This window comes from Leptothoe sp. ISB3NOV94-8A (assembly GCF_043421595.1).
GTDB classification, from domain to species: Bacteria; Cyanobacteriota; Cyanobacteriia; order Phormidesmidales; family Phormidesmidaceae; genus Leptothoe; species Leptothoe turfae.
In genome coordinates this window covers 5,687,754-5,702,073 of record NZ_JAXSQW010000001.1, presented here as the reverse complement: position 1 = coordinate 5,702,073, position 14,320 = coordinate 5,687,754, and the positions used below count along the sequence as shown (strand labels likewise).

The window sequence follows — 14,320 nt, the reverse complement described above, 5'->3', positions numbered from 1 at the left end:
GCACTATGGTGAAGGCCATTGAATATCTATCTGTTGCACATACAGGTCCTCAATCTTCAACAGCGGCAAGGTGGCATCATCATCAATGCCTGAGAACAGATTCAATGTGAACTGATAGCGTCCTTGATCTTCAACAGGGCGGTTATCCTGTCGCCAGCGTTCGATTTCGGTGGCGAGGTCTGTGACTAGTTGTGAGGTGATTGTTGTATTTTTTGCGATCGCAACCCTCGGCGTCAACAACACCGGCACTGCCGAAAACAGCTGCTCATCCCCCACCGTCACCATGGCAAAGCTGTAGCGACAATCTAGCCGCAAACCATAGGGCTGGGGGGCTGAATCCGGTAGCACCGTCTCAAATAACCGCTGCAAATGAGTCAACACCGGCTGTTCGGGCGTATCCGAGAGGTCCGCAATGTTCCAAGGACGATTATTCACCAACAGCGGTGTCACCCAGTTACTAAAGCGTACCTGGGGCGTCTGGAACACAAAGACAGGATTAGTTTGAGCATAGGGCACCAGTTGACGGTTACGGGTTAGCCAGATACCGCTCCAGGCATTTTGCTGGGCTAAAATATCGCGATCCTGAATGATCAGGGTGCGATCAGGAATCGAGGATTCTCCATAGACCGGATCGAGGGCGGCTTCCTCCGGTGATTTTTCTTCAAACCGATAGAGCTGGTTCTGGAAACCAGGCGCAGAGTCTTGCCGTTGAGGTGAGTCATCAAGCTGTCGATAGCCTGGCAGCAGGACCTGGGGCAATAGCGCTGTATCAGGTGCCACAATGGTCATCTCCTTGATGGCAGGTTGACCAACAGGTACCGGAGGCTCTTCTTCATTAATGGTGTAGTCCACACCTGTTGCCACAATGCTGCGCTGTACGGGCTGCCACTCTCTCCAAGTAACAGCCACCTGGCCCACTAATTTAGTAAAGTCATCCACTGCTTGAGTTGTCTCTTCGGCTAATGCTGTCAATTTTGCAGAGGTATCAGCTTCAGCGAGCTTTTCAAATGTAGCTTTAAGGGCTGGATATTTCTGATTAAACCGCACCAACGCATCAAATAAAGTCTCTTCACTACTGTCCTCTGGTAAACCTAACTGTGCCGGACTAGGTAACCCTTGCAGGTTATAGCGCACATCACTTTCTAGACTATCCTGAGCCACATCCAAGTGCTCATAGGTATAGACATACTGCCATTCACGCACTTTCGCTAACTCATTGCCGATGGCATCCGGATCTAACTCAGCCTGTTGCAACACCAGAGATGGTGGGATGGGATAGGTACGTAGAGGAATTGGAATCTGGACATGACCAAGGGTATCCGGCTCATCGGGTTCAATAAAGCTGAGCCAATCAGACGACTGATACCCTGCTATACCGGGAACAGTTTTTATGTTGTATTCCAACTCATTACGGTTGAACGTCAGATTGAGTTCAATATCTTCATACTTTTCAGGATTGTGAGTATTAAAGAAAAACGTCAGATAGGTTGTTTCTTCTAAAGAGACTTTAGCTGGAGACAGGGTAAAATCGAGGGTGGAGAGATCGGTAATCTCGGCTTGGGTAGTCGCATCACGGGCACTTATCAACGTGGGCTGCCCGGCTAAACGCACTGGGAAATCCCCATCATCGGGCAAATCATTTTTCACAGATACACCGTACTGGACAATGGTTTCAATGGCATAGGCCTCTGCTAAATTAATACGTAGCTCTTGGTTGAGAGCCTCAGCAGCACGGCGTTGACGTGCATCATTATCGGGGCGTGATGGCTGTAATAGAGAAACAACTTGAGCACTGATAGCATCCGCCAATGTCTCTTTGGCAGCTAAAATCCCATCAACGTTGTCCGCAACCGTATTGCCTAAACGAACCGCTGGGACAGACACTTCGGGTGCTAAAAAGTCTTCCACTGCTTGCAAACAGCTTTGCCCCAACAGGTTCAAGTCAATGGCATCAAAGCGTTTGTTATCAGGCTGATAATCGGCACGGTTCCGGTCTGCCTCTGTACTGATTTTGAGATCAACGGTGCCCGCCATCAGGGTATTGGCCAACGGGGCAGGAGCAAAGAATAGAGGATTGCGGTCTTCGCCAGCAGGTAAAGTCTGTTGGTCTAGATTCAGAGGCTGAATTGTATAAGTGAGTCCTCCCTGGCCTAGACGCACGGCCCAAATTGATTGACTGCTGGCATTATTGGGATCGCCAGGGAAGCCGGGGTTACGGTTATCGCTGGTGGCAAGACGCAAACCAGAAAATGCGGCTTGGAAATCTTGGGCAAATCCTTGAAGAGAGGCTGACCGGGTATCACCATTGATGGTATGGGGAGATAGATAGGCGGTGGACCGCTGCACCAGGGTACGGTCAGGTAGGTCATTGGCAACTAAATTATCATCCCGTTGCAGAGTCACGTTGACAGTGACTGGAAAGATTAGCTTCTCGGGATAGATAACAGTATTGTTATCCGTGGGTAAATCTAGCGTTATGGGAATTTGTTGGATGTAAGGCGGCTTAATGAATGGGGCACCTATTTGGAGAATGGGAAGGGTTTGAATTGCGATCGCAACCTCCGCCAGAGACACAGTGCGATCTAACCGTTCTCTCAGCTGCTGCACCTGAGTTTTAAGCTGGGCATTTGCGGGGTCAGGGGCACTCGCCAAGGCTGCCACCAAGGATACTCGCACCTGCTCAAACAGCTGTGTGAGACTGTGGAACGTCTCATGGTCACGGGTTACTGGCACATTAGACTGGCTGTGAAATGGCTGCAAGGCCGCATTCAGAAACGGCTGCACATAGGTCTGAAGTTCAGGAGTCGTATTCTCAACCAAGACAGACCATGATTGGAAAGCTGGTAATAGCGACTGCCCAGGCTGAATTAACCCGGATAATGTCTGGTTGGTCGTGACGAATGCCGCTAGATCAATCTGCCGATGGGTGCTGGGGGATGGCTGCAGGTTACGCACAACTGCGTCCAGGGTGGGCTCAGTGATTGAGCCACTAGTTGATACAGACGCATTGGGAGCAAGGATGAGTTGTGCAGGAATCGTCAGCGTTGTTGTTGCCTCTAAGAAAGCATTTGTGGCCAGAGCAATGTCCGTCACTGTTAGCAGAACCGCATCTAAGCCAATATTGAGCGTTGTATTCTTAAAGACAGCTTGGACTTTGTCTCGGGCGTGGGCTAATGAGTCGGTGCTTCGCCAGTCATACGTCAGGGGTACGGCAAGGATAACCTGATCATCGAGATAATCACCCTTGGCCTCTAAAATCGGGATCAAGGCCTCAACGGTGATACCAAGAGCACCCGCAATTTCTGCTAGCGTATCTCCTGGCAGGGTTTCATAGGTGTTGGCCTGGCTACTAATCGACAGACCGTCTCGGACTAAACCCGGTGTATCGCGATGACGTTGGGCAATTTGAACCACTTTGGCAGCAGTGGCCGCTTCAGTAATGTTGGGCAGGGGAGCGGTTGCGATCTCGATCACATTATCAAAATCTCGCAGCAGTGCCTCAGCTTTTAGAGCCTCTTGTGCAATTTTCCGAAGACTATCGTTAACAACAATATCGCGCTCGACGGGAATCTCTAATCGAGTACCTGCTGTCCACAAGCCGCTCAGCTGCTGATTTTCTTCGGCTAAATCATCTACTGACAATCGGAACGTGTTAGCCACAGTTGCAAAGGTTTCATTGGCACTGACATTGTGGGACTGCAGCGTCAAGCTTTCCAAAGTAATGAGATAGCCATAAGCCATCTCCACAAAGCTGGTCAGCACTGCTTTATCCACAGATTTTTGAACAACATTTGTACCTTGTAGTAGCACAGACGTTGCCGCTGTTGCTGTCACATCAGCTTGATGAATCTGATAGTAAATCTGTTGGTAGGTCTCACGCGCTGCGATCGTCTTGCGCCTGACCTCTTCAAACAAATTACCGGGGGTGGAAATATAAGGACTAGAGTCTAGCTGTAGCGATAAATCCAGGCGAGCTTTTTGCTGAGAAACCGCCTTAAATCGATAACGTTCCACTAGCGATGGCCACTGATTCAGCCCCAACAGTGGATCAAAATAACGGACAGGCAACTCAGTGAATTTAAACTGTTTGAAAATGTTGCCATAGAGATCGCGCCACTCTAACTGTGGTTGTACCACTGCCTGGGCTGAGACACCTCGATAGGGATTCATCTCAGGAGATGGCAGTGACGGATTGGCAGTCCCGCCCTGATCAGTAGACAGGGTATAGACTGGCAGCACCCGTTCATATTGCCATGGGTGGTTGGCATCTTCAGGATCATCACTGGGGCCAATGGGTAATGCCTCCGGTGTTGCCACAAATTGTCCCGGTTGTTCTAATAATCGATAGCCCAAGAGCTGGTAGAGATTTTCCAATTCATCATTGGCAGTACCATTATTGGGTTGCACTGACACATTCGGACGTGTCAGCTGTATCCCTAAATGACCTGCGGGTATTTGCAATACCGGTATGGGATCGTGCTCATCATTACGGATGGCCAACAAATCTACTGATTGGGCGGCGGTAATGTCCACACAGTTGTGGAAACGAGCAGCCTCTTGTGTGAAACCCGTCACACGGATCACCAACACCAAATCCGCTGTTACCCCATCTGTAAACAAGTTTTCTGGTAGCCCAGCGGCACCCAAAGGTCCATAAACCAGGTAATAGCCCCCTGAATTAACCGTGCTGCATTCCCACAGAATTTGTAAAAAGTCAGCGCCATCACTGTCACTGTTCGCAGGTAAGGTGGCTTGATAGGTGGTTCTCGTTGACGCTGTACTGAAGCTTCTAGCTGTTGAACTTGTTCCCGCCGCTTGACTGCGGGTGGAAAGATTAGCTTTTAATAACAACACATCACGAGTCGGTTGCACGAGTTGCGCCGTGTCAGCGTCTAGATAAAACAAATCGAGGCTGGGAGATGCCCCTGTGACCCGAATTGCTTCCAGCAAATCTTTCCCCACTTCATCAGTGCCTTCTAGCTGATAAATGTTATCTCCTGCCAGGCGACGTACGGTTACCTTCACCTTGGTTGACCACTTGACCCTATCGCGTGGTAGCGGAGTGGCTGTTTTGTCTGTCGCATCGGCCAGAATGAAGGGGATAGTTGATAGAGGAGCAGAGTCAGGTAATAAACCTTGCCTATAGGTCAACGGATCGGCTAGATAGGCCCGCAAATCTGACGGTAATTCTCGCAACTCGCCTACTGTCATTGGGCTCCGCTGACGTAGGGTATATTGACGTTCTACAGATCGATAGAAAGGCAGCAGAGGCGATGTTGTTGACTGATGATCTAGATTAGGAGTCGCTGTCTGCAGGGCTAGTAAGTCATTTTTCTGTTCAGTCGTTAATCCATAGACCAGTGATGCTGCATTGCGAGTAGGTGGATTATTCAGATTGGCACGGTCATAGTCAATAAACCGTATCCAGTTCAAGGTAGCGGGTTTACTCAGTACAATTTGATCCAAGTTGACCGTAGTCACTTCTCTGGCATCATCTCCCACACCAACGGTCTGAGTGGTAATCGACACATCAAACTGCTGCCCCGTTGCCTCATATAGAGGATTTGTTGCCCAGGCTGTCATGGGTGCGGCTGTGGGTGTGGGTAATCGTAGTCCATGGAGAAAATAACGAGACGCGGTACCCGATAGATGGTTAAATGCGCCATTGCTATTCAAAGTCGATAAGACTGTTTCTATGGAAGGTGCGGAAAACTCGGCTTGGTCTTCTAGGTCTTCTAAATAGTCAATGGCACTCTGTAGACCAGAACGAATCAAGAGCAAGAAATAATCTGCAAACAGATAATCTGTTAACGAAAGAAGCTCTGTTCCTGAAGTGACGGGGTCCGATGGGCTGCCGCCAATTGCCGAATTTTCAACAGCGCTACCGGGACGTACCTGTAGTTGCTTAAAGTAGTCCTTAATTTTTTGCAGATCATCCAGGCTGCGCTTAAAACTATCTACCTGGAAATCAATGGGCGATTGCTGATCTAAGGCCATGCTTATTAACGGCACCATGGGGAAGAAAGTGCCACTTAGCTCTTGATTCTGTTGCAGGTCGTTGAGCGTGCGATCAGAAATATCAAAGACAAAATTGGTCTCTAAGAATTGATAGAGCTGACGCAAGAACGCAGGCAAATTATTGGCTGTTGCAAATTCTGTTGTGAAGCGATCATAGAGAGTTTGCCAATCTACCAAGGTAAGTGGCTGATCCGTGGAACTGATGCGGCGATAGCTGTGAAGCGTCCATCTCAGCAGCGCCTTCACTAGCTCATCAAAGTCGGTGTTAACAGTTGCTGCAGCATCACCTATCTGCTCTGGGTCATCATGGCGTACCGAGTTTTCAATAAATAATAGGGCAACCCCTTTCACCTGCCCGCCAACCTGGGTGAAACCGGGTTGAAAATATAGGTCGATGCGGATGCGATCGCTATCCGTTTGATCAGCAGGCAAACCATCAGGCAACGATAGCTTCACCGGCAGCCAAGTCTCAGCGGTAGAAGCGCCTGAGGTATCCGCATCTAATGTAGTAAAGGATAATTCAGCCTCTACTGCGGCTGATACAACTGACTCTGAGACCAGAGCGTCTGGCACTGTTGATGCTGACACCGAGTCAACAGGCAACGCTGACATATCCAACGTTGTTAAGTCTGATGGTTCAGCAGTCGTTGATTCTACCGACTCAAAGGCCGCAGCCTCAAAAGCTGCCGTTTCCAACGCAACTGGCATACTGAAGGCCGCTGGAGCGAAGCGAGCCGCTCGACGGCTGGTAGCGCCAATGGCATTGGTCGAGCTGGTGGTTGGTGAACCCAGCTTCCAGGGAGTGGGTTTAGCAGAGCCCAGGGTAAAGGACTGACGTACGGTCACCCTAAACGAGAACCGGATACGCACAAACGCAATCTTGATAGAAGCCCGTACTGAAACCTCAGCCTCCAGAGCTAGCTGGGTTGGCTGATAGGCTTCTACCACAAATAAGACTGTTGCCCGCAGCACCACTTCTACGTCAACACTAATTACTCCAAAATCAACAACGCCATAGAGACGCCCCACCAGGGAGACACCTCCCTGAATCTTGAAGTAATCATCACTGGCAACATTCGCTTCACTGGGGTTAAACCGGGCAACTACGCCTTGAATGACGCCTTGAACCGTGATACTAATTTCAGCCTTGAGAATCCCTTTGTTGAAGGTGCGGCCCAGACCAATCTTCAGACCCAGACCAAACTCATACACCGGGCTAAAGGTACCATTGACAATCGCAGGGGTACTGGTCGCTGTCTCCGCACTCAGCTTAGCAAAGTAGAAACCACCGGCCCCTAGTACAGGGAAAGGACCGGCAAACCCTTGAATAGCAAAGGATCGAGAAAAGTCTCCTTTCCAGGGGAAACCAAAATCCAGGGCAAAGTCTCCATTGGTGTAGATATCCACCACCACAATCGGCAGCGTTACTGACACTGCGCCCACATCAAACTGGCGCATGGCATCTGGCAAAGCCAACTCTAGATGGTATACACCCACCGTATCACTAACACGCCGATAGAGAATCTCAAACTGCAGCCCTGCAAATAGCTTTGCCTTAGCACCATAGAGACTAATGCGAAGTCCATAGATCAGTGGATCATTAAAGATCACACTCATATCTATGGTGTCCATGATGGAGAATTGCGCCCCCAACAAAATGCCGCTGTTGGGGTCAAATTGAATCGGACTGCTACCCTCAGGAATCGTGATCGTTGCCGTCGGGTCAATGCTAACCGGGGCAGGTGAGGGTAACTGGGCTTGCAAGGCTTGCAATGGATTGCCACGACGTTTGGCCGGGGGCAACACCCCCATAGTTTGTCGCAGCACCGTCATGACTTGGGTGATGTTGCGGGCTTGCGACACAATATTAGGATGAAAAGTCACCCGTTGGCCAACGGCTAAAAACTGTAAGTCAAAGACCTGGATACCTTTACCCGGAATATTAGGTGGGTTCTCATTGACTGGATCCCAACCAACCTGTTGACGCGGCTGACCAGGAATTGTCAGATCTAGACTAATGCGAGAACGGTATTGTTTAGATCCTCGGGAAGTTTCACCATAGGAGAGGCTCAGATTTGAAATTTTGAAGAGACCTAGATTCAGACTTTCAGCATAGCTAAAGGTAAACTGCTTATTGGTGAGATTGATGCTAACCCTCAGCTTACTGAAATCAATACTCTCTTTACCTAAGACATCCCAAGGAGCGTCTAGCTCAAAATCTTCTAAACTTGGATCAAAGAGATTAACAACATAGCTAATAATATCGCCAATATTGACTATCCCGGAAAAACTGAAGTCAATTTTTTCTATATTGTTAGTATTGCTGTAGCGTCCCGTCAGCGTAAATGATTTAAATGTAATCTCAAATCCAACTCGCTTTTCAGTTAGCGAAAATCCATAAAAGATGGACGCTGTTAATGTCTTATCAAACAGCTCAATCAGCCCAGCTACTTTACCGCTAGCTTTATCAGTAATTGTTTTAACAGTTTTGCCAGCCCTGACATCTTCTCTATAGTTTTTAATCTCAGCACTGGCTCCGACAACAAAAGGCTCACTAGCAATAGTAAAAGCCCAATCGATTGCCCCTAGAAAGCGATACCGAGATTGGGTAATGGTGCCAACTTTCTTTTGAGCAAGTTCTAACTCAAGTAAATCGATACTTAAATTCTCAAGTTCAAAATCTGATGTTAAGTTTCCTGCACCTAATAGTTTATTAACCAGCGATGCTAACTGAATACGCTCAGCCCGTGCTAAAAAGATCCACTCTCCTGAACTGGTAGCCGTTGTCACAATGCGGCTCACCAAGACAGAAAACTGGCCACCAAAAAGGCTAAAATCTCCTTGTAGAAAGAAGGATTTCTCTTGGGGTGATTGTTTGAGAGCAATGAGTATCCGATCAATGCTGAAGTTTAAAGGAGCACTAGGATCGTTCGTGGGAATTTCTACAGCCCAGACATCTGCCAAGCCCAGGCTAAAAGCATAGGTTTCAAGCGTAGGGCGAGCCTCCAACGTTAGCTCAGTAATGGCTAACCCGCTCATGGAATCTAACGGTGGCAGCTCAGGAATTATTTTCTGTAACAGCGCCACTAGCAATAATCGCTGCCCTGGCAGCATGCCGCCACGAAATACAGACGTTCCTCCTTCTTGTGTGTTTTCCAGCTGAAGGTTGACAGTTTCGCCCCCTGCCGTCAGTTCTGCCACAAAGCCAAAGCTGACTGTTGTCTGTTTAGTTAAGGATGAACTCATAAGACGTACTTGCAGTGCCTCAACTGATGTGACATAAACCTTGGAGGTTAATTTGAAACTCTAACAGGAATGGCGTTGCTGATCCTCGGTATGATTTTATCTGTAAGATATTGATATACGGCGTTTCTAACAGACTAGTTCATCCTGTAGCTCAGCAACGGCAATTTCAGAATGCCTAAATTAAACAAGCATTCTGAAATTGTCTTTAGGTAACTCTCTTAACCCTCCTCGTTACTCACCTTGAAATAAAGACCTTTCAGCTTTAGATCTAAACTATCGATCAGCGTGCCTGCATCTCCAGTCCATGTAGCGGACAGTCCCACTGTGTAAGCCGTTTCTGATTTGGCAGGGGCGCTGGTGCTAGTTCCGGTTGGAGGAATTCGTAAATGGAAATCTTCAATGGCTAAGTTGGCTTGAGTCAGCAGATTGACAGCAGTTTGAATGGCAGGAATGCTCGGTAGCTGTGTCTCATCCAACGTGCCATCATCTTTTAAGAAAGAGATGTCATCAACGCCAAGCGCTTGCAGAATCCCTTTCAGACGTTCACCGACAGTACCTAAAACAACTCGTTCTCCTGCCGGAAGGCCCACTTCAATGCCTTTTTCTTTAATTTCTGTAATGGCATTTTGGGGCTGTAGAGAAATTTCTTCACCATCGAGTTCTAAAACAACACCAAAAAATACTTTAGACTCTGCTGCATTGGCACCTGATGGAGCGGGGGTGATACCAGACATACAATTAAGACTCCTTAAGAGATGATGATTGAGTAGGCTATAACAAGATACTTATCAGTATCCATGAGACATGGCTATCAAACGGTCTAGACCTCATTACCTTGGTTAATAATTTTGATCTTGGCCTTGATAGCAAAGGTTTGATCTTCCACTTGATCTGCAAAATCAAAGGGAAACGTAACAAGTTCACCTTCAGCAGAAAAATCGGTACCCTCCCCATTACCTGCCTTGACATTGATATTTGTATTCCAAATTGGTGTTATGGGGCTGTTTGAAGGAAATAGAGCAGGAAAGTTAGTTTGATAATGGTCGTTAACAGCCGTGATCAAGGCGGAAATAGTATTAGCATTGAGGATATTTTCTTCAGCCATTTTTCATAGAAGTAAAAACGTTGAGATATCTTGGGGAAGATGGGTACATATCACCCATAGATCAGAACCTAAGGTGGTCTCTGGGCTGGTTCTTTAGCGTAGGCAGCATACCAGCCGATGGGATGATCGCGACCTTGACTATTACCAAAGATCAGCAGTTCGGTTTGACCATTGGGGGGCAGCGACAACACCAATAGCTTCAAGACAATAGCTTTAAGTTTTAACAAGTAGGTGGAGTTGTCAGGCCCATCGGCTGGATCAAATAAGAGTTCAGCCGTCTTAAATGAGAGTTTGATTACACTTTGCAGTGGGAAACCCAGGACATCCCCAGACAGTCCTGGTAGTTTCATTCCCACATAGACTTGGGGCTCTGGGCGCGTATCTGCCTCAGGATTGGGGTTGGGCAACCAGAGCACCACTAAGTCAGACACAAACTTGGATACACTAGCCAGGGCACCGAGATTCCCTAGGTCTAAATCAAAGGACAGACCATACCAGGTAACGTCTGCCGATAGCGAAGCATTGCCCAAGGCAGTTTTTATCGGTAAAAAGCCTTTGGGTTTGTCTTGACCTTGGATAAACCCGGTCAAGGTGATGGGAAATTTGGCATAGAGGCTGTTGTTGCGGAAGTCACTGCTCTTTAGATTAAAGCTGAGGTCATCAGGAACAAACGCAAAGGACCGTTGATTAGCATCATCTCTGGGAAACGATAAGGTGACCACCAGATTTGCCGCACTGAGAAACTGCTGTGCATCAGTTTGGGTAGGAAAGTCACCATCAGGGCCAAAGGAGAAAATATCGAATTTTTCCAACTTACGAAAGTTGAATTTTGTCCAGAAGGAGAATCGCCCTGTAATAGTAGGATTATCCCCAGCAGGAATTGGATCGGAGGAAAACTGGGCTTTGACAATATCGATATAGTTAAAAATCGCACTATTGGGCATTAAAAAGCGGTTATTGCCGCTAAAGCTAAACGCATAAGTCGTACGACCATTATGATTTTCAGCACTCCCCTGGAGATTGACCAAATTACGTCCAGAGACATTGGTAAGACTACTAACGCTAAAGTCTTCTTGGAGCTGAGTCCGTTCTTCAAATAATTTATCTAGGGTAACGGCAATTTGACTGGCAAAGTCTGTTACCCGAGAATTTTGAAACAATACCCGCAGATTCAGTACCTGAAAGTTATAGCCAGAGGGGTGGGGCTCAGGTGGCTGATTGTCTTCATAGTCAATTAAGCCAAACAGAGACGATGGTTCCACCACCAGTGCGCCATTGTCATCAGGATGAATAGGAGTACTATCAATGCCAACATACTGGGCAAAGAAGTTTTCTTCTTTGATGCCGCCAGCTAGGGCCACCAGTTCTGGGGGTAACCCCTCGGCGGGGGGCACGGGAATGTTGAGGCCGATGATGCCGGACCAGTTGGGGTTTCGGGCAATATTAGCTAAGGGAGCGTAGCGTTTACGGGTTTTCAAAGGGATGTCTTCGGTATCATTTGAGATCGCACTCTCCAAACTCGCCCGCACCCGCTGCCGCACCTCAGCAATCTTCGCCTCATCCCCCACAAATGTGGCCGCCTGAGACCAGAGACTCGGCTGCTCAATTAGCTCTAGCAGTGATTTGTTGTAGTACTTAAAGATCAGAATACTTTCTGGACGCCAGAGTATGTTTCCGGCATCATCCACCGTATCCAGATAAAATGTCCAACCATCAATGGTGAGTTGAGTAATGGTTTGATTGGGATCATCAGGGTCATTAAAAGAAGACTTCAGTGCCTCAGCCTTGTCAATGACGAGCAATAACTGATTAGCCTGAAACGCACTCCAAAGGGCCGAGCTTCTCTCAATGTTGGTGAATTTCAAAAACTGAGTCTGCTCATTCTTGGTCGACCGAGCCAGCACCAGCTCTCTCATAAGGCTGTAATCAGTGGTGAAACGAGCCAATAGCCCTTGGGGTGTTGTACCACTAATAGTTTCGGTCGTAGTGTCGGCAGCACTGACAAGGTTTGAACTCGTGATAGCGGCAGTGCTGGCCGCTGTTCTAAAGGAACTCCCCACAGCACTCACAGCAGCCGTTCTGACGTTAGCGACCGGGGCCCCTGACACACTTTGTTGCTCATAATGCTGCTGGATCTTAGCCCGCCGTAGTGGGTTCACCACTTGAAGTTCTAATTCACGACAATCTGTAATCGCGGTAGCCAAACTCCCATAGGGAAAGATCGGAAATGTGTCGGGTATGGTCTCTACAGTGACATCATTGGCTACAGCAAGATTTGTAGCGGATACGTTCTCTAAATCAGTGGCTGGCACCTCCAAAAAGTTCATTAGAGACGTCTGACGAGACGGCTGATAGAGAATGGACTGATCGGGTTGAGCATAATAGGTAGGAGAACCGTCAGTGCGCCGCACATAGGCCCAAGCTGTCGTTGCACTAGCTTGTGTGGTTAAAGCAGCTGCAGTCATCCCTGTCTCGTCATCCTTCGCACGGCTTGCCCGTAAAGCATTTTGAAACCACTGTTCAAAATCTCCTAAGGTAGACAGGTCAGAGCTAGAGAGTTGTTGCAACGCCTCCGTTGCCTCTAACGGTAGCTGATAGCCCGACGGGAAAAACTCCCCTAGCAAAGTATCGCGAATGAGTAAAATCTCCTCAGCTCGGTTGGGGTCAAACAGACTACTCAGCGTCTCTCGCTGGTTCAAGTCATCGACGAGTCGCTGGGTTAGGATATTGACCAAATCTCGTAGTCGCTGAGTTAGGCCCTGACTGGGGGTGTAGCGGGGTGCAAAGGCAGGGTGACCAGGGACAAAGCCAATGGTATAGGTGCCCGCTTCTAGCAGTTTGATATATTCCACCCCTGAGAGACCACACATCAGATTTTTGCCATAGTCGGGCAGTTGCCGAGCTGGGTTGTCATCATGGCGAGGGATGGTCAGCCCAAACTCACCCTGGGGGGTCAAATATAGCCCCTCTGCTGGCCCTAGACTGGAGGCTGGCTTAGCTGCAAACACCAGCTGGCTGCTAGATTGAGGCGTCAGATAGACGGTATAGCCTAGGTTGCTGCGATAGCCCGAAGGGAGACTGGGCAGTGTGTTGTCTGATAGTGGTACAAATGTGAAGGAACTGCGATCGCAATCCAAAGGATCCCATGAGCCTTGCAATTTCAAATCGGCTGGGTAGCGCTCTTGCGCCGCTGCGGTTTCATCAAAGAGAGGATAGCGCAGCGATTGGTAAAATGCTGCTGAGCCAAACAAAGCTGGATCGCTAGAAAGTAACGGGTCCGCAAAAAAGACCCGAAAACCAATATCCAAAGAGGCCAGTTCGGCATAGGTAGAGTTAGCAGATCGGGCTAAGGTCAAGTCAAACTGCCAAGCACCAATGCGCGGGCCGACTAGCGGCAGTTGGATTTGTTCTCCGACGCCCCTTAACTGATGGGCACCATAATCGGTGGTCAAATAGGCCAGGGCTGTGGTGCCTGTAAACCCGGCTGAGCTTGGGACAATTGTGGTGCCCCTGGGTAACGTCAGTGCATACCCCCCTAAGTCAAAGGTTGATTGACGACTAACACGCCCATCATCTATGGAGAGACTTTGTAACTGCCATTGAGAAAGAGACTCACTGGGATTGTTGACCCACAAAAAGCGTACTTGGCGATAGGCAGGAGATTGACGCAGTTCTAGGAGTTGCGATCGCAACGTCACAAAATCAAAGGTCTCGACATCTATCACCTGGGTCGGCAGAAACAGATATATCCCAGCAGTTCTCGACCAGGTAGTTAATAAATCCAGATTGTCAGCCTGCGCATCACCATTGGCAAAATTGAGTGCTAAATCCGTGAACAGCACATCAACACCCGCAGGAGTAGTCACCACTCCAGTGTCAGCCGCCACATTAACCAGACGATAAAAGCCAGTCCCTAACCCATCAAAACGGGGAATTGCCATGATGTTTCCC

The 14,320-nt window shown here is 48.4% G+C and carries 4 protein-coding genes; all 4 read right to left on the bottom strand.

Annotation, left to right across the window (positions count from 1 at the left end):
* Nucleotides 1-3: 3 nt before the first annotated feature.
* Nucleotides 4-9,264, bottom strand: a complete 9,261-nt coding sequence (locus tag SPB21_RS24405) for a hypothetical protein (protein ID WP_499867898.1) — start codon at nucleotides 9,262-9,264, stop codon at nucleotides 4-6.
* 218 nt (nucleotides 9,265-9,482) lie between these two features.
* Nucleotides 9,483-9,998, bottom strand: a complete 516-nt coding sequence (locus SPB21_RS24400) for a hypothetical protein (RefSeq protein WP_023077127.1) — start codon at nucleotides 9,996-9,998, stop codon at nucleotides 9,483-9,485.
* Nucleotides 9,999-10,084: 86 nt separating this feature from the next.
* Nucleotides 10,085-10,369, bottom strand: coding sequence for a hypothetical protein (locus SPB21_RS24395; RefSeq protein ID WP_163696409.1), 285 nt, complete (start codon nucleotides 10,367-10,369; stop codon nucleotides 10,085-10,087).
* Between the two features lie 68 nt (nucleotides 10,370-10,437).
* On the bottom strand, nucleotides 10,438-14,310 hold the full coding sequence (locus SPB21_RS24390) for a hypothetical protein (RefSeq protein ID WP_499867897.1): 3,873 nt from the start codon (nucleotides 14,308-14,310) through the stop codon (nucleotides 10,438-10,440).
* Nucleotides 14,311-14,320: the final 10 nt, after the last annotated feature.